A 24,410-nucleotide genomic window follows, 5' to 3' on the forward strand; every position below is an offset into this window, starting at 1 on the left:
TCAGTCTCCTTTATTACGATTTCAGCCAACCTTTCTCTGTGGCTTCTTCAATCAACTCTTTCGCTTTGTCCCATAAGGTAACAGAGCCAAATTCAATTCGTTTATTAATGGTAAGTGCTTGTTCGCGTGAGACACCATGTTCCTTCCAACTCTGACCATTATTATGGTAGTTCAAGAGCATTGGAATTAACCGATCGAGTGCTTTTGCATACTTAGCATCATCGGTCTGCGCGGCTTCAAATTCATGCCAAAGCGCCAATAGCTCTTGCTCCTGATCGCTGGGTAACATACCAAACAAGCGCTCTGCGGCTCTGATTTCTTTTTCTGCTTGATCTTGAGACGCAGCAGTATCATAAACAAAGGTATCGCCCGCGTCGATCTCTACTACGTCATGTATCAATAACATTTTCATCACTCGGCAAATATCAACAGGTGCATTCGCATGCTCTTCCATCAATATTGCCATCAGTGCGACATGCCAACTATGCTCACCACTATTTTCGAGGCGCCCTTCAGCACTTTTAACTCGAGTTCGGCGCAAAATGCTTTTGAGTTTATCGAGCTCGATTACAAGTGCTAACTGCTTTTCCAATCGTTCCATACTATCGTCCTTCTGGCTGCCAATTCGGATTAATAAGCGACGTTAGGACGTGGTCTTGCCACTCACCATTAATCAAAAGGTAATCTTTTGCATACCCTTCTCGGGTGAACCCTACATGCTCTAGCACAGATTCACTACGTTTATTGTGAGGCATGTAGCCAGCTTGAATACGATGCAGTTTCTGGACATTAAACATGTAGTCGCAAGCCATGGTTAATCCACGACGCATATAACCATGCCCTTGCGCTTTTTCAGCGAGAGAATATCCGACGTTACAAGAATAAAAAGGGAAACGACTCAAACTACTAAAGGATATCGTACCTAGCATTTCACCCGAAGAGGCTCTGACTAAAAGGCAATAATACCCCAATCCCATTCGATGCAGCTCATTGAGCTTGATAAGCTTTTGCAACCAACCGTTCACTGAGAAAAAAGCCTCTTCACGTTTCGGTTCAAACGGTTTCAGGTATTCTCGGTTCGCTTGAAAATATTCGGCAATCATATCTGCGTCACCGATTTCAGCGGTACGAAGAAGCAAGTCACCGTCCAACTTATGAACGGCGATAGATGAGCTGTTATCTTCCATTACAAATGATTAATTCCGTCTTTTCGTTCAATTCGATTAATTCGATTAATTCTTACGGATACCGTAATCACGCAGTTTATTAGCGATTGAGGTATGCGATACATTTAAGCGCTTAGCAAGCTTACGGCTTGATGGGAATGACTGATACAAACGTTCCAGAACTTGAGATTCATAATCACGCATGATCTCATCCAAAGAACCGTCGATGTTAAGCGTTGCACTACCAGCGCCGACTGACTGAGGCTGAGGTAAATTGAAGTGATCCGCGTTTAGTATACCACCATCCATTTCCGTGAGCGCTCGAAGAACCATGTTATCCAGCTGGCGCATGTTTCCTGGCCACTGATAATTTGCAAGGGCATCAACTAGACCATCATCAAACTCTGGCTTATCAATCCCAAGCTGTTGAGCATGTTTCGCCACAAACAACTCAAGCAATGGTGCAACGTCGTTTGAGCGCTTACGTAACGGAGGAATGCTGAGCGTAAGTACGTTGAGACGATAATACAAATCTTCACGGAACATTCCTGCTTCAGAAAGCTCGGCAAGGTTATGTTTTGTTGAAGCGATGATACGAACATCGACATGCATCTCATCTTCTGCACCGACACGACGGAAATTACCATCCTGTAGAAAACGTAACAGCTTGATTTGAAGGTGCGAACTCATTTCACCGATTTCATCAAGAAATACCGTCCCGCCATTTGCTTGCTCAAAGATGCCTTTGTGGCCTTGTTCATGATTAAATGAACCCGGCGCATGACCAAAAAGTTCGGTTTCTGCTACATCGTCAGGCATCGAAGCACAACTCAAAACTAGGAATGGTTTGCTCGCACGGCTAGAACGGCTGTGGCAAGCTTTAGCAAGCATTTCTTTACCGGTCCCCGTTTCGCCCTCAATCAACAATGGTTGGTCAAGCACAGACAGCTTCTTAGCTTGGTTCATTAGTGCTTTATGACGGTTCGATATACCAACAAAGTGCTCAAAACCCAGAGGATTATGCAGCGGTAGCGCTTCTTCAATTCTGGCAACTTGCTGACTAGAGCGAATCGTCATTAGAGTACTCGCTAGAGTCGAGTTTTGCGCTTCGTCTCGGATATAAACGGGCATCAACTCTAGAACATAGTCCAAGCCATCAATCACAAGGTTTTCCCGCGTTCGACCATTAACACCTTCAGACCAACGAGAGAAACGAACACTTGGTAACAAAGCACCGATTTGAGTACCAATCACTTCTTGCTTGTGAAGGCCAAGCAATGAAAGTGCAGACATGTTTGCCATGTCTACGGCACCTTTAAGATCAATGGCAAAAACCGGATCGGGCAAGTTATCAACTAACGAGAGCAGCTCCGTATTGTGGCGCTCCATCGGCATAAACTGGATTTTACGTACGTCTTTCACCCCCGGAATACGGCGGATTTCAGCCATCAGCTCACTAAACGTATCAAAATCAATATCCGGGCAATTCAAATAGATAATACCGCTAATATCGATTTCGATACCACGCAAGTCGATGCTTTTAGACGCTAAAATATCGAGCAGTTCTCGGGTCAAGCCGAGTCGATCTTCACATAAGACTTCAAGACGCACTTAAAATATCCCAATTCACAACTGTCAGGAAAAGTTGACAGTAGTTTCTATCATGCTTGGAATGGCGTCAAGCAATCCTATCCATCAAAGTTGATATTCGTTACGGTTTCATCGTAATTGATGCAACTTTCGCCGCCACTGCCTTGCGTATGGTGCCCAACTTAACCTGACGGTCAGGATACCAGGGTAGTGGACGCAATAAGGTCATCGCTTTCAAGCCCAAACGTGCCGTTAGAATACCAACACCTAGTCCCTGCCCCGCACGAGCAGAAACTTTGCCAGCAAGATCCATCGACATCAAATCCATACTGGCATCAATAGCGAGCTCACTGGCACCAGCCGCCGCCATATTTACAAATACCGCTCTTAGTAACTTGATGCGAGAGGCATAACCTAGCTCTACCCCATATACCTTGGAGAGGTTGTCGATCATTTTGAAATTTCGCCACGCCACCAGCAACATATCAGCGGCAGCCAGAGGGCTCACGGCGACTAGGGCTGCACACTCGGTTGCGTGCTGTGATACGATTTTCGTTGCCAACTTGTCTTGTTGGCTCACCACCATCGAGTCATACATATCAAGAATTTCAGCGTCACTATGAGCAGGGTTAATACTGTTCTGCCAACGATCAAAGCCCGGATTCTCTGCCATCACACCACTTTGTTCTGCTACGGTTTCGCAAAAGGCTTTCCCTTTCCCAACGCTCTCACTATTAACAAGTGCTTCTGCTTCTTCTTGAACACTAAAATGATTTCGTAGTTTTCGCAGTTTCCAAAGCTCTTTACCCATAGCTCCTAAACCAAGCGAAGCGATCGCAGCAATAAACCCCGTCCAGCTTAAGGCCAGCCAATCAGAAGCCTGAATTGCGGTTATAACCGAGTCCACCGCTTGCCAGCCAACCAGACCAGCAAAAGTTGCAAATGCGCCAGTCGCGAGCCATTTTCTGCCCGATTTTGGACGAATGACATGCTCGAGTTGCAATTCCTGTTCGGTCTCCTGGTGCGCTTCTTTAACTTCAACAGGTACAAATGTTTCTTTTTCGCCGAATGTTTGCTGCGCCGTCAATTCCGGTTGATTCGATTGCTGCTCTTTTTCCATTACCTTTTCAGAGAAAACTTGTTTTTGCTTCAACTCACTCATTTCAATTTATCTCCAATCAGGTAATCCAATGCTTTGTCTAAGCGTATGTGCTTCACTGGCTCATCATTCGGTGAGGGCATCGGACGAAACGACGTAAAATCAAACCCGTTGTTTTGCCAATACGCTGCATTTGGTAGCTTTTTCGGCACCTCTCCGGGAAACATAGTCATCGGCTCACCACCCAATGTTGTTCCTTGTAACGCCGGGATGGTCTTATCTCCAGAGGAAATAAACCCCGTCGTGGTTGCTTGGATGGAAGCGATACTCATGCAGCTCATCTCAATATTCTCGTAGGCTGCCGTTTGCCATGCTGGATGCACCATTTGTTGGAGCAGAGACACCAAATTTGGGTGCTGATCGGGCGTGATATGATCCGCTTTTGTAGCAGCAAACAACACTTTGTCGATTTTGGGTGAGAACAAACGACGCAAAAAGCTACTACGACCATAGCGGAAGCTATGCATGATCTGTTCTAGCGCTTGGCGCATGTCGTAAAACGCTTCATCACCGGCATTGAGAGGCTGCAAACAATCCACCAGTACAATCTGGCGATCGAAGGTCGCAAAATGATGCTTATAAAACGCTTTCACGACTTTCTGTTGGTATTCCTGAAAACGGGCTTCTAACATCGCTAAGTTACTGCCCTTGGACGCTTTGCTTTCCGAATCAACACGACACGGAAAAAACTGTAGCACCGGCGCGCCTGCTAGCTCACCAGGTAATACAAAGCGGCCAGGCTGAACCCAATGAAGGCCAGCGTCTTTACAGGCATGAAGGTACTCGGTGTATGTGTGTGCAACTTTCTCAAGTAGTTTCTCATTCACTTCTGCATAGAGGTCCACTTTCTCTAGTTCAGAAAGCCAAGCTTTGGCTAAATCGCCACGCTGGCCTTTAAGTGCATCAAACTGAGTTTGCGACCACGTTGCAAAGTCCATGTCCAATAAAGGCAGGTCGAGCAACCACTCTCCTGGATAGTCGATAATATCAACATTTAAAATTGCGGTTTTACTCAACAGCTTTTTCGTGGTTTTATTTGGTTTGTACTTGAGCGCTAAGCGAATCTCACTCACATCACGTGTCGGTACTGGCCACTGAGGTGGAGTAGCATGAATTTGGCTCATCGCCTCATCGTAAGCAAAGCGTGGCACCATCATATTCGATTGAGGCTCACGTTTCGCTCCAATAAGGCGCTTATCTCTAGCCGCAGTCAAAAGAGGCAAATTGTCATGGGTTGCAGTATGAAGAAGCTGATTCACTAATGACGTGATGAATGCCGTCTTACCGGCACGAGAAAGTCCGGTGACAGCAATTCGAACATTAGAGTCCATACCTCTGTTGATAAAGTCATTAACTTCTTTCTTTATTCTCTTCATTACGCTTCTTTATCTTACTCCACTTTAAAACAACGTTGTCAGCGACTTCGAATTTCGATCTATGAATACTGTTCTATCCCGAATTCTACGAGTTTAACTTTATATACCTTAATAAAAGATGAACAAAACATCCGGCTTAATGCTGTATTAAAAAAAGAAAAGCCCCTGAGTGCTTCAGAGGCTTACTTAATCTACAGCATTAGTAACTCTATATGCGCTGATTACTATGTTAAACAGGAACCCGCTTTCTTTAAGCCTAGTCGTCTTCGATCAACTTATAGATAACAAATAGAGCGATTTCTAAAATCAGCCACAACACACATGTGATGGTCACGTACTTTTCATCAAAGATGCTGATACCGTGAAGAATCAAGTCATAGCCAACAAAGCCACCTATCACTACAGCAAGAATAATTTGTAGAATCTGAATAAAACGAGGCATGCCGTCTCCTAATTATTGTTCGCATAACGTTTGATTGCTATGCCTAAAGGTTTATATCCTTAATTATATAGACAAAAAGTGCAGGTTTCGCTGCACTTTTGTCAATTGTTTGCTAGGTAAATCAGCACCTTGTCACATTCTCTCTACTGAGACGCAGCAAGATTGCCCTTTGCCTTACGCTTCCATCTCTTGAATTTTCACTTTCCAAGTGTCTGGACCGATTTGGTGCGCGTTAACACCATTTGAGTCGACAGCCACTGTTACTGGCATATCTTCAACTTCAAATTCGTAAATCGCTTCCATACCTAAATCTTCAAATGCGACAACGCGAGCTTTCTTGATCGCTTTCGCTACAAGGTACGCCGCACCGCCGACAGCCATTAGGTAAACCGCTTTGTGATTCTTGATAGATTCAACCGTTGCAGGGCCACGCTCAGCTTTACCGATCATGCCCATGATGCCTGTTTTTTCTAGCATCATATCGGTGAATTTATCCATACGCGTTGATGTTGTTGGGCCAGCAGGACCAACGACTTCATCACCAACTGCATCGACAGGACCTACGTAGTAAATGAACTTACCGTTGAGATCTACGCCTTCAGGTAGACCTTCGCCATTATCTAGCATGCCTTGAATACGTTTATGCGCAGCATCACGACCAGTCAGAATTTTACCTGATAGAAGAACCGTTTCGCCTGTCTTCCACTCTTGTACTTCTTCTTTAGTAATTGTGTCTAAGTTTACGCGACGCGTATTTTCGCCCGCTTCCCAAGTGATATCTGGCCAATCTTCTAGTTTAGGTGGTGTTAGCTCTGCTGGGCCGCTACCATCAAGCGTGAAGTGTACGTGACGAGTCGCCGCACAGTTCGGGATCAAACAAACAGGCTTAGAAGCCGCGTGCGTTGGCGCAGTTTTGATTTTAACGTCGACAACAGTCGTCAAACCGCCAAGACCTTGCGCACCGATACCAAGTTTGTTCACGCGATTGAAGATATCCAAACGAAGCTCTTCTTCTGCGTTTTGTGGGCCACGGTCAATAAGCTCTTGAATATCGATGTGTTCCATTAGAGATTCTTTTGCCAATACCGCTGCTTTTTCAGCCGTACCGCCGATACCAATGCCAAGCATGCCAGGAGGACACCAGCCCGCCCCCATTGTTGGTAGCGTTTTTTCTACCCACTCAGCAATATCGTCAGATGGGTTTAGCATCACCATCTTAGTTTTGTTTTCGCTACCGCCGCCCTTCGCAGCGATCTGAATTTCAACTTTATCGCCCGGTACCATGTTGATATGTACGACGGCAGGCGTGTTGTCTTTGGTATTAATACGTTTACCAGCAGGGTCCATAAGTACTGACGCACGCAACGGGTTATCAGGGTTCGTGTACGCTTGTCGAACACCTTCATCTACCATCTGCTGAACCGTCATGTCGGTCGAATCCCATTGCACGCCCATACCGATGTTGACGAAACACGTCACAATACCAGTATCCTGACAAATTGGACGGTGACCTTCTGCGGACATTCGGGAGTTAATTAAGATCTGAGCAATCGCGTCTTTAGCGGCTTGGCTCTCTTCGCGGTGATAGGCTTTTTCAAGAGCTTGAACAAAGTCTAGCGGGTGGTAGTAAGAAATATACTGTAGCGCATCAGCGACACTGCTGATCACATCCTGCTTGCGTATTACCGTCATTACATGCCTCGTTATAGTTATGCTTCCATTATTGGCTTGGCTTCAATCGTGTTTGTTGAGCTTATTGCTCTTTTGAGCTTCGTTTTTTATAAACAATTGTCGAACGGCTGATATCGACACACGAAATGCTGAAGTTGCCTACTTGTAAACCATCTCAAAACCCTATGAATAGAGGGAGTTTGGCTACACAGAGGAATATGATACTCTTGCTGCCCATGACATGCCATGCAGTGAACGATCTCTTTGTCACAAATTACACAAATGAACAACATGGACAATCAATTCATTGATTTTAAAACGCTGGAATACGCACCAGAGTTTGCTCTTCACCTCTTTTCTCGCATTCAACACCAGCCTTGGGCGATGTTGCTGCGTTCTGCATCAGAAACGCATATCGATAGTCGCTTCGATGTGTTGGTTGCCAACCCAATTGCAACGTTAGAAACCACTGCCGAAAGCACACAAGTTGAAACACCATCGAATGCCTATTCAACTCAAGATGACCCATTCGCGCTGCTTCATCAGTTGCAGGAACAGTGGCTTCCTCACGTTGAGTTAAATAAAGAATTGGATTTGCCTTTTGTCGGCGGAGCGCTCGGTTACTTCAGTTACGATTTAGGTCGACGCGTAGAAACGATGCCAGAACTGGCCGAAAAGGACCTCAACGCGCCGGATATGGCGGTAGGTCTGTATGAATGGGCCGTCGTTGTTGACCACAAGCTTAAAAAAGCCTGCCTAGTCGGTCAGAATATCGAGCAAGCTTGGCAATGGTTAGACGAGCAAGAAGCAGAGCAAAGCGTAGACTTCGCTCTGTCTGGTGATTGGCAGTCAAACATGACGAAAGAGAGCTACGCTACTCGCTTTGACAAGGTGCAAGAATACTTGTTGAGCGGTGACTGCTATCAGATCAATTTGGCGCAACGCTTTAACGCACCGTATCAAGGCAGTGAGTGGCAAGCGTATCTGAAATTGGAGTCCGCCAACCAAGCGCCATTTTCCGCTTTTATCCGTATGCCAGAGTCTTCGATTTTGAGTATCTCTCCAGAGCGCTTTTTAGAACTCAAAGATCGCGTCATTGAAACGAAACCAATCAAAGGTACTCGACCACGCAGCGAAGATCCAAGGCAAGATAACGCTAATGCCCATGACTTGCAGACAGCGGAAAAAGATCAGGCAGAAAACCTAATGATTGTCGATTTGCTGCGTAATGACATTGGTCGAGTTGCATCACCGGGTAGCGTTCACGTGCCAAAGCTGTTTGATATTGAAAGCTTCCCTGCCGTGCATCATTTGGTGAGCACCATTCGTGCGAATTTGGACGAGCAATATTCTCCTGCAGATTTGCTACGAGCGTGCTTCCCGGGCGGTTCAATTACGGGCGCACCTAAAGTTCGCGCAATGCAGATCATTGAAGAATTGGAGCCGCATCGACGCAGCGCGTATTGCGGCAGTATTGGCTACATTTCTCGCCATGGTCGTATGGATACCAGCATCACCATCCGTACTCTCGTAGCGGAGAATCACAAACTGTACGCTTGGGCTGGCGGCGGCGTCGTTGCAGATAGCGATTGCGCCTCTGAATATCAAGAAACGTTGGATAAGCTCTCAAAGATTTTACCAGCGCTGCAATAGTAGGTTTCGCCAAATGGCAACGGTCTATGAATCCAGCTAACGAAAACAAGCTAAAACGCCTCCAGTACTGAGAATGCCGCTCGTTTAACAGCGAGTGGCATATTTCTGTATCTCATCACCCTGCACAACGACGAAGGAGCGTGATACAGGTTCTTCTATTCAAGCACTTTGTGGTCAAATTTGTTTCATTACCCGCTCATCGTGCTGCTACTAGATTCTCAGTATCGCCAAGGCTCGCTAGAATAACCCAAAAAACATCGTTAAATGATCGACATTATCCAGCGTGGTGCGTTTTTTGTGTGCTTTATTTGCATGTACTTTAGCTTTTAGCCGTTGGCCAACAAAAATTCTTTTTTAAAAGGCAGCGTCTACTGCTCAAGCCACTTACACATAATCTGTTCAATATCGGTTGCGGTGTACGGCTTAGTGAGAATGTCGTCCATGCCTGAATCAATACACTTTTGACGCTCTTCGATGGTAGTGCCAGCGGTTAATGCAATAATAGGATGAGTAAAGCCACGCTCTCTCAGATACATCGTCGCCTCATAGCCATCCATTTCTGGCATTCGGCAGTCCATGAATATCAGTTCGTAGTCTTTACTTTTCACCGCTTCTAATGCTTCTTTGCCGTTGGCTTTTAAATCAGGTGTGATGTCGAGTTTTTTCAGCATTTGAGTAACAATGACTTGATTCATTCTGATGTCATCAACCACTAATATTGAGCGTCCTGCTAAATCGCTTCGCTCTATGGTGACCAATTCCCCCTCTGCTGTGCCTTGTGCTTGCCCTTCCTCAAGAGGAATAGCAACTTTAAAAGTTGTGCCTTTGCGCTCTTCACTCTCAAAGCTAATTTGACCTTGCATCAAATCTACGAGATTTTTACAAATCGCGAGACCTAAACCTGAGCCTTCAAAGCTGCGTTTCGCTGAGCGATCAACTTGGACAAATGGATCAAATAGTGACGGCTGTGCTTTTATTGGGATGCCAATACCAGTGTCTTCAACCTCAAAATAAGCCGTGCCGTTAAGCCATTCCACCCGTAACACGACGCCACCCAAGTGAGTAAACTTAATCGCGTTTCCCACCAAGTTAACCAAAATTTGTGTAATGCGCTCTAAGTCACCGACTAAAAATTCCGGGATCCCCAGCTTTTTGTCGATAGAGAAATGGATACGTTTTTCCGCAGCCTTAGCTGCAAATACACCCATGATGGCTTTTTCAAGTTCCTCCCAGGCAAAGACTTTATGTATGATTTCCATCATACCGGCATTCATCTTACTGAAATCAAGAAGATCATTAATGATCACTCTCAATAAGTCCCCTGATTGAGTCAGATTGCTCAAGTATTGACGCTGCTCTTCTTCTAATTGGGTTCGACTCAATAACTCCGCACTACCCAATACGCCATTGAGAGGAGTTCGCAGCTCATGGTTAATCATGGCGACAAACTCCTTCGTCGCTTTTTCTGATTCCTCAGCCCGCTTTCTCAGCTCGACCTCTCGCTCTAAACTTAAGTGTCGACCAATAACACCATGAACTAAGTCAGACACGAGCTCCATCTGTTTGGAAATAAAAGACTGATCGATTTGATCTTGCAACACAGAGAAAATCAACTCCCCAACCGTTTCCCCATCAATGATAACTGGCAAATGCAAATTCTCTCCCTGCCAATTAGGAGAGGTTAAAATCTCGTTGTTATGACGAAGCTGTAAGTGACCAAAGTGATGACGACGTAATGAGCTCAGCTTTGCAGCGTCAAGAAACAAGTAAGCCGCAGAAATGATCGAGTTAGAAGTGAGCTGCTCAATAAAGCTCGCTATCATTGCTTCATCGAACGTGCTCGATAAAAAAGTACGACCGAACTTAATCAACGTCGCATCAATTTGCTCTTCAAACTCAAACTTACGAAGATCCTTTTTAGATTTCAGCTCTAGCTTTTTCAATGCAACACTGAGTTGCTGGTTGGATTCATATAACTCTAAGCTTTTCTGTTCCAACAGCTGCTCAGCTGCTTTTCTTGATGCAACTTCTCGTTTGAGTTTCCTTTCTAATGAGGAACTTCCCGTCATATCGTTCTTATTGAGCCTCTAACCAAAAACGTACTTTGCTGCCATCTTCTGACTGGTTTTGATGTTTGATATGAACTACCTCACCAAAATGTGCAGCACAGCCTTTTATCAATCCTAAGCATACGTGAGACATACATCTTGCGCTGTGGTAGTCAAATACCAATTGGGATTGATTTTCACTAATGAAATCAAATTGCGGAGGGTTAGCATCAGGATAGAGCTTCTTAACTTCGACATGAATAAAGTCTTCAACATGGCGAACAAATTGAAACGTCGTTTCACACTGTTGCAAACTGGCGTGACTAGGAATGGAGCGAAGTAAATTCAAAAAGACGCACTCTCCAAACACTTCTTGCAGTTGCTCGGGGGGAACACCAGATACTTTACTGAGATTCACGATCAACTTAACCAAGTCTTTGTGATCGTAACTACCAACAGCGGTGTAAACACCTTCATCGTTAGAAAGATCGAGAACTTGGTCTAACACATCAAGACCGAATTTCTCTTCTACTAACTCCATGAACTCGGTGAAAATAATCCCTTTCATTGGCCAATACTTGTCCTATAGTGACGTTCTAAAATAAAGAATGGTGTATAACCTTATAAGTTTCAAATTAATATGTTCAAGCAGAGTGAGACACACAACACAAAGAGGGAAAGTGCTGGCGAGTGCTTTAATGCGAATGTTTTATTTGGTAACCAGTAACGATAACGCCATACGCTTTGCCGTCTTTGAGTATAATAAATAATGGTTAGGCACGATAAATAAGGACTCAGTTTGGTTATCGACAAAACTCATTTACTACAGAACTTTCAATTTCGGCTTCCAACGGGCTACCACAAAGAGTCCCTTGCACGACTGAAATGGATGAAAGAAAAGTCCCTGAGAGATGCGGCAGTCTTAATCGGTTTTGTGGAACGCGATGACGGGTTACAAGTCATTCTGACTAAGCGTGCAGCCCACTTACGCCATCATCCGGGACAAATCAGCTTTCCCGGTGGCAAATATGAGCAGGAAGATATTCAGCTCGTGAATACCGCTTTAAGGGAAACCAAAGAAGAAGTTGGGATAGAAGATGAGCATATTCATGTGTTTGGTCAACTGCCTACACTACCAACGATTAGTCAATTTAATGTGACACCTTTTTTGGCTTTTGTTTCTCCGGAATATAAAACGCATATTGACCCAAATGAAGTAGAGTCAGTTTTTGAGGTTCCTGCCAACCATATTCTGAACCCCAAAAAATTGTATAGCACCAAATTTGACCTAAAAAGAAGCAGTCATCGTGTATTTGCTATCCCATATAGACAGCATTTCATCTGGGGCATGACGGCACAAATTATCGAATCAATGCAAAAACATATTATTTCACATTAAACAGTTGTTGATATCGGTGCTTTTATAGGCGCGATCATTATGCGCATCAATATTAATAAAACGTTGCTTCATAAACATTCATTCACATTAGATTAATTTTCCATTTTCACCGCAAACGCTTGCGGTGAAATAAATTTATACAAACAGCCCTATTGATAAGTTTTTCTAATTTTACTCATTAGCAGAAATCACGAGTAGCACATCATTTTCGTGATAAAAAGCAGGTTTTTGACATATCATTCAATAAGCGTAAGCAATAAATGATTTAGATCTAATTTTCCTAGTGTAAAATCTTGCAAAATTACTCCCGACTTATTTCCTGTTCCCAAAATGAGTAACTAAAAAATGAATACAACTACTTCTGCGGTTTCTACCGCACAATCGTCTAGTAAGTTTTCTTACAAAGACTTTACCTGGTGTCTGTCCCTTTTTGGTACGGCAGTAGGTGCAGGTGTACTGTTCCTTCCTATTAAAGCAGGTGCAGGTGGCTTCTGGCCATTAGTAATCCTAGCCCTAATCGCAGCACCAATGACTTGGTTCGCACACAAATCTTTAGCTCGTTTCGTTCTTTCTGCGAAAAACCCTGAAGCGGACATCACCGACACAGTAGAAGAGCACTTTGGTAAGACTGGCGCAAACCTTATTACGTTCGCTTACTTCTTCGCTATCTACCCAATCGTACTTATCTACGGTGTTGGTATCACAAACACAGTTGACTCTTTCCTAGTTAACCAAATGGGCATGGAATCTATTCCTCGCTGGCTACTTTCTGGTGCGCTTATTGCTGCAATGACAGCAGGTGTAGTATTCGGTAAAGAGCTTATGCTGAAAGCAACTTCAGCAATGGTTTACCCTCTCGTGTTCATCCTACTAGCATTGTCTGTATACCTAATTCCTGGTTGGAACACTTCAATGATGGAAGTGTCGCCTGACTGGGGTGCAATGCCAGCTATCGTATGGCTAGCAATCCCTGTTATTGTGTTCTCTTTCAACCACAGCCCAATCATTTCTCAGTTCTCTAAAGAGCAACGTCGTGTATACGGTGATGACGCAGTTAAGAAAACTGACGCTATCACTGGTGGCGCAGCAATGATGCTGATGGGCTTTGTTATGTTCTTCGTTTTCTCTGTTGTACTTTCTCTGTCTCCAGAGCAACTAGCAACAGCGCAAGAGCAAAACATCTCTGTTCTTTCTTACCTAGCAAACGTGCATGAATCTCCACTGATCTCTTACATGGGTCCATTGGTTGCTTTCGCAGCGATCACCTCTAGCTACTTTGGCCACTTCTTAGGTGCGCACGAAGGTCTAGTTGGTCTAGTGAAATCTCGTTCAAAATCACCAGTAAGCAAGATCGAGAAGATGTCTCTAATCTTCATTGTAATCACAACTTGGATCGTTGCTATCGTTAACCCAAGCATCCTAGGTATGATTGAAACAATGGGTGCACCGATGATTGCGGCAATCCTATTCTTGATGCCAATCTTCGCAATGCAAAAAGTTCCTGCGATGGCTAAGTACAAAACTTCAGCACCTGTGCAAATTTTCACAGCAATCTGTGGTCTTGCTGCAATTAGTTCTGTAATCTACGGCGCTCTTTAATCATCTCTGCCCAGTGCAGTATGATTAATCCAAAAATATAACGATAAAATTAAGCCTCCCAACTCCCCTTGGGAGGCTTTCTTCTGAGGTAATCGATATGATTAGTGTTTTTGATATCTATAAAATCGGTGTTGGACCTTCAAGCTCACACACTGTAGGCCCAATGAAAGCGGGTAAAGAGTTTATTGATGATCTTCGTGCAATGGGAAAACTGCGCGACATCACTAAAATCACCGTTGACGTTTATGGATCACTATCACTGACAGGGAAAGGTCACCACACAGATATTGCTATCATCATGGGTCTTGCAGGCAACACTCCTGAGAAAGTTGATATCGATTCTATCCCGGGCTTTATCGCTCGTGTAGAAGAAACTGAACGCCTTCCTGTTGGCATGCACTGTCACACAGTATCGTTCCCACGTGAAGGTGGAATGAACTTCCACAAAACAAACCTAGAGCTACACGAAAACGGCATGCAGATCCACGCGTGGATCGAAGACGAAAAAGTGTACTCAAAGACTTACTACTCTATCGGCGGTGGTTTCATCGTTGATGAAGAAAATTTCGGTAAAGAAGCTGAGAATCCAGTAAAAGTACCTTACCCGTTTACAACGGCAGAGGAACTGGTTAACCAATGCCACGAAAGTGGATTGTCCATCAGCGCACTAACCATGAAGAATGAGCATGCGCTTCATTCAGATGAAGAAACTCGTACTTATTTCGCGAACATCTGGCGCACAATGCGCGAGTGTATGGATCGCGGTATGAATGAAGAAGGTATTTTGCCTGGTCCACTGCGTGTGCCTCGTCGTGCAGCAGCACTTCGCCAGCAGCTACTTACTTCAGAAAAGACGACAAACGACCCAATGTCTGTTGTTGATTGGGTAAACATGTTTGCTTTCGCAGTAAACGAAGAGAACGCAGCTGGTGGCCGCGTAGTAACGGCACCAACTAACGGTGCGTGTGGCATCATCCCTGCGGTACTGGCTTACTACGATAAGTTCATCCAAACTGTGACTGAAAAAGATTACATCCGTTACTTTGCAGCTTCTGGCGCAATCGGAGGTCTTTACAAGCGTAACGCGTCTATCTCTGGTGCAGAGGTTGGTTGTCAGGGTGAAGTTGGCGTGGCATGTTCTATGGCAGCAGCAGGCCTTGCTGAGCTTATGGGTGGTAGCCCAGAGCAAGTATGTATGGCAGCAGAAATCGCGATGGAGCACAACTTAGGTCTAACGTGTGACCCAGTTGCAGGTCAGGTTCAGGTTCCATGTATTGAGCGTAACGGTATTGCGGCAGTAAAAGCAATCAACTCTACTCGCATGGCACTACGTCGCTCTTCAGCTCCAACTGTTTCTCTAGATAAGGTTATCGAAACCATGCTAGAAACAGGTAAAGACATGAACGCGAAATACCGCGAAACATCTCAAGGTGGTCTAGCAATCAAAGTGATTTGCTAACACGCCTTTCTGAATACCAATCAAAACCCGAGTCTGTGCTCGGGTTTTTTTATACCTAAAAAACCCAGGAAAATGCGTTATCAGGACAAGTAAAAAAAACCTAAAACGTTGAATATATCCAAATATTATGGATATCTCAGTAAAAAATCACATCTCTTCCCTAGCTTTATTGATAACGTAGCCAAAAATTAAACTTGGAGCACATCAACACATGATTAGGTTTGAAATTGGAAACCAAATCTGCGTTTGCTTGTCCGAAAACGAAATATCTCTAGAGCTCAATCAGTCACTCCACCACTCCATTCCTGTCAACCCAAATGAGTACGCCATTCTGTCAACTATCGCCACATACGGCAGTTTAAATACGCCGATTAGTCAGCGGTTAATAGAAAGCAAAATCACTCAACAATACAAAATGACACTGCCTGAAAATGGCTTTAAAAACGCGGTGGCCGCTCTAAGAAAGAAATTTCGCAAGCTCACGGAAGAACACTTAACCACTAACAAAAACATTATCGAAAACATTCACCGGACCGGATACTTCATCCCTTTTACTATGCAAAACAACCATCAGAATGGCATCGAACATCAACAGAAGATCAATCAATACACAACCAATAGTCTTCGAAAAGCACTTCGTATTTGCCTGCGTAATAAAAAGATCTATTCAGAAGCGATGTGGGTTGTGTTGATCACTGCGATCATTTTCTTTGCTATCTGTTACTACGCGATAAACAGCATCGTTAAACATAATTATCTGGATAACGCCTTCGAAATTGCAGAGAGCCTTTCCCGCAGGAGTTGCTTTGCTAATGAAAGCGAACTGAAGTCGCTATTTGATAATGTGAAGTTGGTGGAATCGAGCATGATGCTAGATCGTTTCAATATTCGATGCTTAGTCACTCCAGAAACCGTTGTCCCTGTCAGCAAAAAAGCCTTTGAAGAGTGGAGTAACAATAACAATTACACGACCCAATCATTTGACTTAAATAACGCAACTGTTTTGGTTCGTGTTAAAAACATTAACTTATCCGACAATGTTGAAAATCATATTTCACGTTTTTTTCTTTCCGGTATGAAGCTATCAACGAATACCGGAACGTCGTTAGAGATTGGTAACACCAATGAACGCTTTTTCAATTATCACGTAAAGAATAGTGGCTATAAAGAGGTGTATTACATCTCTGGACCGTTTCAAAGTATCATTCTACTGAGCTTACTTTTTCTCATTATACTGCGTCACCGCTCCCTACAAGCCTTTATGGCTTACTTGTGCGCAATTCGACAATTCAAAATAAAACTGGAGCCGATTTATAACACTTCGGCACAAAAGATTGTGCACTACGAAGCCCTCTCCCGGTTTAAGGTAAAAAATACGCAACGGTTTATTGAAACACTGATCCGCAATGGATTGCTGCTAACTCATACCTTACTGGTGATTGATTCCATCTACACCAAACAAAAAGCGTTGCCCATCCCTATCAGCATTAACGTTTGTCCTTCTTTGCTGCGAGGGCGTAACTTTTCAATCCTATATAGAGAGCTATCTAATCGGGATTGCCGTTTGCTGACAATCGAAATCACAGAAAATGCATCGATGTACTATACCTCTGAGATTTATGGCAATGTCGCGAAACTAAAAGCTCTGGATTGTAAAATCAGTATTGATGACTTTGGCACCGGCAATAATAATGTGGCGCTTATCAGCAAGCTGAATCCGGACTACCTCAAAATCGATCGAGAATTTGTTATTGGCCTAAAATCTGATGATAAAAAGATAGAAACCTTGCGTCAGTTAATTGCTATGGGCAATACGTATCGCTGCACGGTCATTGTTGAAGGCGTAGAAACGGCAGACAGTGCTCACTTACTCACAACATTGGGCGCCTATATTCACCAAGGTTATTATTACCCTCTTCATTGCTAGCTTTTCTTCACTCGGTTAGTTACTTAAAATAGGTTTAATACTCTATAAAAACTCGTGGTGGCATAAAGGTATGCCGCCAATTTGTGATTGAGCGATGATTGCGATTAAACCCACCAAACTGAAAGATTTTTCAAGTTTGATGCAATTGGATGTGCAAGAAGAGCAAAAAGGATTTTTTACGCCGTTTGAAATGGCTTATCAAAAACGTAGTAAGTCAGAGGCGTTCTTTACGATTTATTCTGATGACCTATTAGTAGGCTATCTTGTTATCGATAAAGGTTTCTCCCAACATGCGCCGTTTGCTAAACGATACGAACTGGAGCTTAAATACTTGATGATTGATCAACGTTTTCAACGTCAAAGGGTTGGGAGTGAGGCATTGCGTAAACTGTTCCTTTATGCGTATACCATTAACCCTAAAAGCACCTCTCTTTGCGCCACTGTCCCACAAAGTCAGCAATACGCTATCAGTTTTCTTGATGCGTGCGGATTCATTAATACAGAGGAAACAACATTGGGTGATAATGAAAAAGAATGGATTCTACGACACCCATTAAGCTAGCTGGTGAAGCATAATCAAAATTGGGCCATTCAGACACAACAAAGGCAAGCTTCTCGCTTGCCTTTGTTTAATGCTCAATAGAAAGTGACTTATTCGCCTTTGTAAATACAACCCGCTGTGCACGTTTCTTTGATTTCGACTTTACTTAGCAGTGGTAAGCTTGGCTTAAGCTGCTGCCAAATCCATTTTGCTAACACTTCGCTAGTCGGGTTCTCTAACCCTTCAATGTCGTTTAGGTAGTAATGGTCTAAGCGATTGTAAATTGGTTTAAATGCAGCTTTGATCTCTGCAAAATCCACTACCCAACCTGTATGTGGATCAACTTCACCTTCTACATAAAGACGAACAAGGAAAGAGTGTCCGTGCAAACGACCACACTTGTGACCTTCTGGTACGTGTGGCAAATGGTGTGCTGCTTCGAACATAAACTCTTTGTATAATTCTGTTTTCATCTTGATTCTCAGGCTTTAAAAAGACAGGCAATACTAAGGAATTCGCTGCCAAGAGACAAGCGTTACCCCATACAAGCGTAGCAAAAACTTCCGCTGGTTCCTGGCCTCTTTGCTATCACTCACACCAAAGCGCCGTATTTCTGTCACGCGCCAAACATTTGATTACACAGCACTCACATCACAATTACATATCCCCAACATGTGTGGGGTCACAATCATTCATTTCGTTGTTCGCAGTGCGCATTTGTGCACATTAATATTGTGCAGTTCGTTCCAATTACACTTATAAATTTATGCGCTCAACTATCACTTTTAAGCTCTTACTGGCGTTAATTGCTGTCTTCAGCTGCGTTCTAGCTGCCTCTACGGCTTACCAATACCATCAACAAAAAACCTTAATCAATGATGTTCTTAGTGAACAACTCCATGATAAGGCTAGTAATTATTTCGATAGCCTAAATATGATGATGCTTACGGGCACCATGTCGCAAAAAGAGACCTTACGTCAAAAAGCCCTGGCCCAAGAAGGCATTGAAGCAGTTCGCGTGTTGCGAGCTGATACTGTGACCAAACTTTACGGACCTGGGCAACAAAACCAGCAGCCTGTCGATGATATTGATCAACGAGCGTTGAATGGTGAACTGGTGATTGAACCAATCTCAGCCGATTGGGGCAAAGGGTTAGTAGTCGCGCTACCAATGAAATCGAGCGAAAATTACCGTGGCACCAACTGCGTTTCTTGCCACGTTGCACCAGCAGGAGAAGTGTTGGGCGCGATTCGCTTGGAATACAACATGAATCATGTCAATTCAATGATCAGTAAACAGGCAATGTTTGCGATGGGAATAATGGCCGTAATCGCATTTGTGGGCTTCATCATAACGATGAGTTTGATTCAGAAAATCATTGTACGACCAATTCAAAGAACGTCGAAATTCATGTCGAATGTGAGCCATAGCAAAGATCTATCTCAACGACTTATGCATCACCAACAGGATGAAGTGGGCCAACTTTCTACAGCCATCAGTTCATTCATGGATACGGTCTCCGAAAGCTTAGAACGTGTGCAAGACACCTCTCACTCACTTGCCGACTCCGCGAGTAAACTAACTGCTGTCGCGCAGTCCACAGATAAAGCGGCCAATAACCAACAGCTAGAGACCAACGAAGTACAAAGTAATATCACCGATATGTTGCAGCAACAAACTGCTGTTGAGGACTCGACTAACAACGCTACTGTTTTGGTCAATCACACCGTTGATGTCGCCACTCATAGTGCAAGCCAAGCACACAACGTCAGTGAAGATATCAAACAACTAGTAAGTAACATTGATACCGTACGGGAAAAAATCAGCTCTCTAAATCAAAGAACCGAAGAAGTGTCGTCCATTCTTGTGGTTATTAAGGGTATTGCAGAACAAACCAATCTGCTCGCGTTGAATGCTGCTATTGAAGCCGCCCGAGCCGGAGAGCAAGGGCGCGGTTTTGCGGTCGTCGCGGAAGAAGTGCGTAACCTGGCTTCTAGGACGGCTGAGGCCACTGGTAATATTGAACATATCATTTCTCAATTCCAGCAAGGAAGTGAAGAGTCATTAACTTCTGTTGATACCGTCTGCCAGTTTGCTCATCAACGCTCTGTCGATGTCGAGGCACTATCAGCCACAATGCATAACGTTGTTGACGAAATGCGCCAAGTGCTCAGACATGCAGAAGATATCCAAAACCAGACGCAAACCACATCTGATGTAAGTCAGCATATTCAATCTAAAATAGATGTGATCACACTGCATGCTAACGACACATCGCAATCAGCATCGCACACGCGTGATATTAGTGTTGATTTAGAGCATCTATCCGAACGTTTAGAGCAATTACTAAACCAATTCACACTTTCAGAGCACAAAAGAGTGAATAAATAGAGAGATTCTCCCCATCAAAACGAATATAAAGGTTGATGCGAGCGAATTGACAGGTAATATGTCTCGTTGAATCTGTAAAATGTTACCCAACTCAGCGCTTAGCTTGTTTTTTGAACAAAAATGTTATTAGACAAGTACTTTAAGTAAGCGTTGAGTTGAATTTTTACCTCAATGGAGAATATTGAAAACATGACTTACGCGCCTGTATCAGACGTATTGAAAGGTCAGCTAGCAGTAGACAGCGAAGTGACTGTTCGTGGCTGGATCCGTTCACGTCGTGATTCCAAAGCTGGAATCTCTTTCCTTGCCATATATGACGGCTCTTGTTTCGACCCGATTCAGGCCGTGGTCCCAAATAATCTTAATAATTACGAAGACGAAGTATTAAAGCTAACGACTGGCTGCTCTGTTGAAGTAACTGGTAAGATTGTTGAATCTCCTGCAAAGGGTCAAGACTTCGAACTTGCTGCCACTGACGTTAAAGTGGTTGGTTGGGTTGAAGATGCTGAAACTTACCCAATGGCAAAAACTCGTCACTCAATCGAGTACCTACGTGAAGTTGCGCACCTACGTCCGCGCACAAACGTAATCGGTGCAGTAGCACGTGTACGTAACTGCCTATCTCAAGCAATCCACCGCTTCTACCACGAGCAAGGTTACTTCTGGGTATCTGCGCCGTTGATCACGGCTTCAGATGCTGAAGGCGCTGGTGAAATGTTCCGCGTATCTACGCTAGACATGGAAAACCTTCCTCGCACTGATGCTGGTAAAGTGGACTACAACGAAGACTTCTTCGGTAAAGAGACGTTCCTAACCGTATCTGGTCAGCTAAACGCAGAAGCTTACGCTTGTGCGCTAAGCAAAGTTTACACTTTCGGCCCTACTTTCCGTGCTGAAAACTCAAATACAAGCCGCCACCTAGCAGAGTTCTGGATGGTTGAGCCTGAAGTTGCGTTCGCAGAACTGGATGATGTAGCGAAACTGGCTGAAGACATGCTCAAGTACGTGTTTAAAGCGGTGCTTGCAGAGTGTCGTGATGACCTTGAGTTCTTCGCTCAACGCATCGATAAAGAAGCAATCACTCGTCTAGAGCAGTTCGTTTCTTCTGACTTCGCACAGGTTGACTACACTGACGCAATCCAGATTCTTCTTGATTCAGGCCGTGAGTTCGAATTCCCAGTTGAATGGGGTATCGATATGTCTTCTGAGCACGAGCGTTTCCTTGCTGAAGAACACTTCAAAGCACCTGTAATCGTTAAGAACTACCCGAAAGACATTAAAGCATTCTACATGCGTGCTAACGATGACGGTAAAACAGTTGCAGCGATGGACGTTCTAGCACCGGGCATCGGCGAAATCATCGGTGGTTCTCAGCGTGAAGAGCGCCTAGACATTCTAGATGCACGTATGCGTGAAGTGGGTATCGATCCTGAACATATGAGCTGGTATCGCGACCTACGTAAATACGGTACAGTGCCACACGCAGGCTTTGGACTAGGCTTCGAGCGCCTAGTATCTTACGTAACTGGTATGGGCAACGTTCGTGACGTGATCCCATTCCCACGTACTCCTCGCTCTGCGAACTTCTAATCACTTTTTAGTGATATCGAATTAAAAAGACCTCCCATGTGGAGGTCTTTTATTTTGTACGAATGATTTTCTAGCAACCGGTGTATACACTCTAGTTGTTATTTTCGTCGTCATCCTCATCTGCTCGCGCTGCGTATTTTACTCCAACCACACACAAGCCAAACATCACAAATGGGATAACGGCAGCAGTGTATTCCGTCCAAACCATATGAGAAAAAGATTTCGCCAATATCAAGTGTGCAAACACCAACAAAAATGCGCTAAAAATAGCAACACCCATCAACCTAAGTTCATGCTTTACCAACTGCTTTTTCATTACGGCTCCTAACCTAAATGGTTGTCTGCCCATGATTGAAACACAGCTTCGGTATCGTCCACTGATACAGTTTGAGCAAAAAACAGGTAAACAGTTGGCTAATGAAGTAATTCTCCGACTGTCTTCACGGCTTGTTCTAATTCATCATTTACAGGTAACGATGTATTAAGCCTCAGGTAGTTCTCATAATTTGGAGCGACAGAAAACAACTGACCAAATGCTACAGTGATGTTCGCTTCCAATAACTTTTGATAAATCGCTTTTCCGCACTTTGTTTTCGGCAGTTCTATCCAAAGAAAATAGCCGCCTTCCGGTTGCGTGTAACGAATCGATTGGGGAAAGTACTTATCAACCAGTTCAATAAACGCCAATTGCCGCTGCTCAAGATTCTTTCGCAGTTTTCTAAGATGGCTATCATAACTATCGTTTTGCAAGTAATGCGCGATACCCTGCTGGATTGGTGCACTGCCTGACAACGTCGAGATAAGTTGCAGCTTTTGAAGTTGCTCATTGAAGCGTTTGTTTACCACCCAGCCCAGCCTATAGCCAGGGCAAAGGCTTTTTGAAAATGATCCACAATGCAACACGCGCTCTTGTGTATCAAAAGCTTTAAGTGAGCTTGGCTTTTTTTCAGAAAAATAAAGCTCTGAATACACATCATCTTCGATCAAGTACACATCGTATTTGTCAGCCAGTTCGACGATACGTTGCTTCTGCCCGTCACTTAATAAGGTTCCTGTTGGATTGTGAAAGTTAGTCATTAACCAACATGCGCGAACATCATTGCCGGCAAAAGTCGCTTCAATTTGATCCACTGAATGTCCAGTTAACGGATCCACCGTTATTTCTATCGCCTTTAGACCTAAACGTTCAATCGCTTGAAGTGCGCCATAAAACGTCGGTGATTCAACTACAACAGTATCTCCAGGCTGGGTCACGGCCTGAAGGCTCAAATTCAATGCTTCTAATGCGCCAGAAGTAACGACAATATCATCATGGGTAAACACCATACCTTGTTGGATGTACCGTTGAGCAATCAAACGGCGTAGAGACTCACAGCCCGGCGGCAAGTTATCCAATAACGTCTCTGCCCCCATCTTCCTGCCTGAGCTGGCTAGGTTGCGGTTTAGCGCTTCTAATGGGAACAATGCAGGGTCTGGAAACGCGGAGCCAAACTTCACCGCATTCGGTGAGGCCTGATTTTTGAGGTAGTCGTAAAGTTCATCGTTGATGCTGGAGCGATAAACGGAAGTGGCTGGAGAACTCGGTTCGAAGCGGTCCAACTCCGCAGTCACAAAGTATCCAGACTGAGGTTTCGCTGCGACCCAACCTTGTGCTTCGAGCAGCTGATAAGCTTGTAATACCGTACCTGCGCTGACAGAATGGTTTCGGCTTGTTACACGCACTGATGGCAGCTTTTCCCCTGCTCTCCATGTATTTTGCTGAATCTGCGTTTTGAACAGCTCAGCCAGTTGACGGTATCGGTTCATGTTTCCCTCATTTCACTTACAGCCGCACCATAGCATACTTCGCGCCAGCATTCTGATATGGGAGTATTCAATTTAGCAACGTAATTTATCAAGCTTATAATAGATATTTCAGCCACGAAGTGAGCGTTTATATCCCATACTTTGACTGTTACACACATATTGCCTTACATCTTTGCAATACCTAAAAGCCAAGGTTTTACGTTGGACTGAGTGCGTTAAACTCACTTCGAACTACTGTCTTTAAATCAGGAGGAAGCGATGAAAGTTTTTACAATGGACGATCTCTCGTATCGCGGAAAACATAAAGGTGTACATAGTTGGGACCATCCTGGCAGTACCACCCCTTATTATTGGCATCCTGATTGGCTGCATATCGCTGAAGATGCTTTGGGTGAACACAAAAAGGCTGACCTTGAAGTCCCTGATGGAGAAACAGCGACAGAAGAGCATGCAAAAGCGGCGATTCTCAAACACTTGAATGACGAGTAGTTTAGGCTCTATCACCGTTCAAGAATAGCATTAGGTAGGCGAATCCATCGTTGTATGCTTTAAACACAAATAAAGCTAAAACCTGCCAAATAGTAAATTCTTC

21 protein-coding genes are annotated in these 24,410 nt (G+C 44.1%); 9 read left to right on the forward strand and 12 right to left on the reverse strand.

Annotation, left to right across the window (positions count from 1 at the left end; all coding sequences use genetic code 11):
* Window positions 1–13 precede the first annotated feature (13 nt).
* The 7 genes from R7E38_RS17925 to R7E38_RS17955 form a co-directional block, all read right to left on the reverse strand.
* Window positions 14–601, reverse strand: a complete 588-nt coding sequence (locus tag R7E38_RS17925) for an HD domain-containing protein (protein WP_226083560.1) — start codon at window positions 599–601, stop codon at window positions 14–16.
* Between the two features lies 1 nt (window position 602).
* Complete coding sequence (gene rimJ, locus R7E38_RS17930) at window positions 603–1,187, reverse strand: ribosomal protein S5-alanine N-acetyltransferase (protein ID WP_226083561.1); 585 nt, start codon at window positions 1,185–1,187, stop codon at window positions 603–605.
* Between the two features lie 45 nt (window positions 1,188–1,232).
* The gene (gene tyrR, locus R7E38_RS17935) at window positions 1,233–2,777 is read right to left on the reverse strand and encodes a transcriptional regulator TyrR (RefSeq protein ID WP_005376914.1); all 1,545 of its coding nucleotides are present in this window, start codon (window positions 2,775–2,777) and stop codon (window positions 1,233–1,235) included.
* Between the two features lie 100 nt (window positions 2,778–2,877).
* Entirely contained in the window at window positions 2,878–3,918 is a 1,041-nt protein-coding gene (locus R7E38_RS17940) for a YcjF family protein (protein ID WP_005388274.1), read from the reverse strand.
* The gene (locus R7E38_RS17945) at window positions 3,915–5,291 is read right to left on the reverse strand and encodes a YcjX family protein (RefSeq protein WP_053350683.1); all 1,377 of its coding nucleotides are present in this window, start codon (window positions 5,289–5,291) and stop codon (window positions 3,915–3,917) included. Before R7E38_RS17945 ends, R7E38_RS17940 begins: the two co-directional genes overlap by 4 nt.
* Window positions 5,292–5,547: 256 nt before the next feature.
* A complete protein-coding gene (locus tag R7E38_RS17950; protein WP_005376906.1) occupies window positions 5,548–5,733 on the reverse strand; it encodes a hypothetical protein in 186 nt (61 codons plus the stop codon).
* A gap of 174 nt (window positions 5,734–5,907) precedes the next feature.
* Window positions 5,908–7,425, reverse strand: a complete 1,518-nt coding sequence (locus R7E38_RS17955) for a fumarate hydratase (RefSeq protein ID WP_005376905.1) — start codon at window positions 7,423–7,425, stop codon at window positions 5,908–5,910.
* A 270-nt stretch (window positions 7,426–7,695) separates the two neighbouring features.
* Between R7E38_RS17955 and pabB the strand changes: the two genes are divergently transcribed.
* Entirely contained in the window at window positions 7,696–9,057 is a 1,362-nt protein-coding gene (gene pabB / locus R7E38_RS17960) for an aminodeoxychorismate synthase component I (RefSeq protein WP_226083562.1), read from the forward strand.
* A 368-nt stretch (window positions 9,058–9,425) separates the two neighbouring features.
* Here the strand turns inward: pabB and R7E38_RS17965 are convergent, their stop codons facing one another.
* Together R7E38_RS17965 and R7E38_RS17970 are read right to left on the reverse strand one after the other, a co-directional pair.
* The gene (locus R7E38_RS17965) at window positions 9,426–11,126 is read right to left on the reverse strand and encodes an ATP-binding protein (RefSeq protein WP_206957878.1); all 1,701 of its coding nucleotides are present in this window, start codon (window positions 11,124–11,126) and stop codon (window positions 9,426–9,428) included.
* 7 nt (window positions 11,127–11,133) lie between these two features.
* Window positions 11,134–11,673 (reverse strand): heme NO-binding domain-containing protein, encoded by a 540-nt coding sequence (locus R7E38_RS17970; protein ID WP_005388282.1) that lies wholly within the window; start codon window positions 11,671–11,673, stop codon window positions 11,134–11,136.
* Window positions 11,674–11,904: 231 nt separating this feature from the next.
* On the opposite strand from R7E38_RS17970, the gene R7E38_RS17975 reads away from it, so the two are divergent.
* From R7E38_RS17975 to R7E38_RS17995, 5 genes are all read left to right on the forward strand, one after another.
* Entirely contained in the window at window positions 11,905–12,504 is a 600-nt protein-coding gene (locus R7E38_RS17975; protein WP_005376901.1) for a CoA pyrophosphatase, read from the forward strand.
* 345 nt (window positions 12,505–12,849) lie between these two features.
* On the forward strand, window positions 12,850–14,103 hold the full coding sequence (locus R7E38_RS17980; protein WP_005388284.1) for an aromatic amino acid transport family protein: 1,254 nt from the start codon (window positions 12,850–12,852) through the stop codon (window positions 14,101–14,103).
* A 97-nt stretch (window positions 14,104–14,200) separates the two neighbouring features.
* Window positions 14,201–15,562, forward strand: coding sequence for an L-serine ammonia-lyase (locus R7E38_RS17985; protein ID WP_042522776.1), 1,362 nt, complete (start codon window positions 14,201–14,203; stop codon window positions 15,560–15,562).
* A 211-nt stretch (window positions 15,563–15,773) separates the two neighbouring features.
* Complete coding sequence (locus R7E38_RS17990) at window positions 15,774–17,489, forward strand: EAL domain-containing protein (protein WP_031778938.1); 1,716 nt, start codon at window positions 15,774–15,776, stop codon at window positions 17,487–17,489.
* A 94-nt stretch (window positions 17,490–17,583) separates the two neighbouring features.
* Complete coding sequence (locus R7E38_RS17995; RefSeq protein ID WP_025767296.1) at window positions 17,584–18,051, forward strand: GNAT family N-acetyltransferase; 468 nt, start codon at window positions 17,584–17,586, stop codon at window positions 18,049–18,051.
* 89 nt (window positions 18,052–18,140) lie between these two features.
* Here the strand turns inward: R7E38_RS17995 and queD are convergent, their stop codons facing one another.
* A complete protein-coding gene (gene queD / locus R7E38_RS18000) occupies window positions 18,141–18,503 on the reverse strand; it encodes a 6-carboxytetrahydropterin synthase QueD (protein ID WP_005376896.1) in 363 nt (120 codons plus the stop codon).
* Window positions 18,504–18,796: 293 nt separating this feature from the next.
* On the opposite strand from queD, the gene R7E38_RS18005 reads away from it, so the two are divergent.
* Together R7E38_RS18005 and asnS are read left to right on the forward strand one after the other, a co-directional pair.
* Window positions 18,797–20,422: a methyl-accepting chemotaxis protein gene (locus tag R7E38_RS18005; protein ID WP_005389247.1), complete on the forward strand. Its 1,626-nt coding sequence runs from the start codon at window positions 18,797–18,799 to the stop codon at window positions 20,420–20,422.
* 189 nt (window positions 20,423–20,611) lie between these two features.
* The gene (gene asnS / locus R7E38_RS18010; protein ID WP_017636101.1) at window positions 20,612–22,012 is read left to right on the forward strand and encodes an asparagine--tRNA ligase; all 1,401 of its coding nucleotides are present in this window, start codon (window positions 20,612–20,614) and stop codon (window positions 22,010–22,012) included.
* Between the two features lie 91 nt (window positions 22,013–22,103).
* On the opposite strand, the gene R7E38_RS18015 is transcribed toward asnS, so the two are convergent.
* Window positions 22,104–22,328, reverse strand: coding sequence for a hypothetical protein (locus R7E38_RS18015; protein WP_017636102.1), 225 nt, complete (start codon window positions 22,326–22,328; stop codon window positions 22,104–22,106).
* A 98-nt stretch (window positions 22,329–22,426) separates the two neighbouring features.
* Window positions 22,427–23,818 carry a PLP-dependent aminotransferase family protein gene (locus R7E38_RS18020; protein WP_171344301.1) on the reverse strand — a complete coding sequence of 464 codons (1,392 nt, stop codon included), beginning with the start codon at window positions 23,816–23,818 and terminating at the stop codon, window positions 22,427–22,429.
* Between the two features lie 258 nt (window positions 23,819–24,076).
* Here R7E38_RS18020 and R7E38_RS18025 point away from each other — a divergent pair, with 258 nt between their 5' ends.
* Window positions 24,077–24,307, forward strand: a complete 231-nt coding sequence (locus tag R7E38_RS18025; protein WP_017636104.1) for a hypothetical protein — start codon at window positions 24,077–24,079, stop codon at window positions 24,305–24,307.
* Window positions 24,308–24,410 lie beyond the last annotated feature (103 nt).

It is taken from the genome of Vibrio sp. Vb2131 (genome assembly GCF_033338535.1).
GTDB classification, from domain to species: Bacteria; Pseudomonadota; Gammaproteobacteria; order Enterobacterales; family Vibrionaceae; genus Vibrio; species Vibrio alginolyticus.

What these genes read in the sequence shown, in the direction of transcription:
- R7E38_RS17940 (WP_005388274.1), bottom strand. Translation starts at nt 3,918, where the DNA reads ATGAGTGAGTTGAAGCAAAAACAAGTTTTCTCTGAAAAGGTAATGGAA.
- R7E38_RS18015 (WP_017636102.1), bottom strand. Translation starts at nt 22,328, where the DNA reads ATGAAAAAGCAGTTGGTAAAGCATGAACTTAGGTTGATGGGTGTTGCT.
- R7E38_RS17925 (WP_226083560.1), bottom strand. Translation starts at nt 601, where the DNA reads ATGGAACGATTGGAAAAGCAGTTAGCACTTGTAATCGAGCTCGATAAA.
- pabB (WP_226083562.1), top strand. Translation starts at nt 7,696, where the DNA reads ATGGACAATCAATTCATTGATTTTAAAACGCTGGAATACGCACCAGAG.
- R7E38_RS18025 (WP_017636104.1), top strand. Translation starts at nt 24,077, where the DNA reads ATGAAAGTTTTTACAATGGACGATCTCTCGTATCGCGGAAAACATAAA.
- R7E38_RS17990 (WP_031778938.1), top strand. Translation starts at nt 15,774, where the DNA reads ATGATTAGGTTTGAAATTGGAAACCAAATCTGCGTTTGCTTGTCCGAA.
- R7E38_RS18020 (WP_171344301.1), bottom strand. Translation starts at nt 23,818, where the DNA reads ATGAACCGATACCGTCAACTGGCTGAGCTGTTCAAAACGCAGATTCAG.
- R7E38_RS17970 (WP_005388282.1), bottom strand. Translation starts at nt 11,673, where the DNA reads ATGAAAGGGATTATTTTCACCGAGTTCATGGAGTTAGTAGAAGAGAAA.
- R7E38_RS17955 (WP_005376905.1), bottom strand. Translation starts at nt 7,425, where the DNA reads ATGACGGTAATACGCAAGCAGGATGTGATCAGCAGTGTCGCTGATGCG.
- R7E38_RS17965 (WP_206957878.1), bottom strand. Translation starts at nt 11,126, where the DNA reads ATGACGGGAAGTTCCTCATTAGAAAGGAAACTCAAACGAGAAGTTGCA.
- R7E38_RS17980 (WP_005388284.1), top strand. Translation starts at nt 12,850, where the DNA reads ATGAATACAACTACTTCTGCGGTTTCTACCGCACAATCGTCTAGTAAG.
- R7E38_RS18005 (WP_005389247.1), top strand. Translation starts at nt 18,797, where the DNA reads ATGCGCTCAACTATCACTTTTAAGCTCTTACTGGCGTTAATTGCTGTC.
- R7E38_RS17995 (WP_025767296.1), top strand. Translation starts at nt 17,584, where the DNA reads ATGATTGCGATTAAACCCACCAAACTGAAAGATTTTTCAAGTTTGATG.
- asnS (WP_017636101.1), top strand. Translation starts at nt 20,612, where the DNA reads ATGACTTACGCGCCTGTATCAGACGTATTGAAAGGTCAGCTAGCAGTA.
- queD (WP_005376896.1), bottom strand. Translation starts at nt 18,503, where the DNA reads ATGAAAACAGAATTATACAAAGAGTTTATGTTCGAAGCAGCACACCAT.
- R7E38_RS17945 (WP_053350683.1), bottom strand. Translation starts at nt 5,291, where the DNA reads ATGAAGAGAATAAAGAAAGAAGTTAATGACTTTATCAACAGAGGTATG.
- R7E38_RS17985 (WP_042522776.1), top strand. Translation starts at nt 14,201, where the DNA reads ATGATTAGTGTTTTTGATATCTATAAAATCGGTGTTGGACCTTCAAGC.
- R7E38_RS17950 (WP_005376906.1), bottom strand. Translation starts at nt 5,733, where the DNA reads ATGCCTCGTTTTATTCAGATTCTACAAATTATTCTTGCTGTAGTGATA.
- rimJ (WP_226083561.1), bottom strand. Translation starts at nt 1,187, where the DNA reads ATGGAAGATAACAGCTCATCTATCGCCGTTCATAAGTTGGACGGTGAC.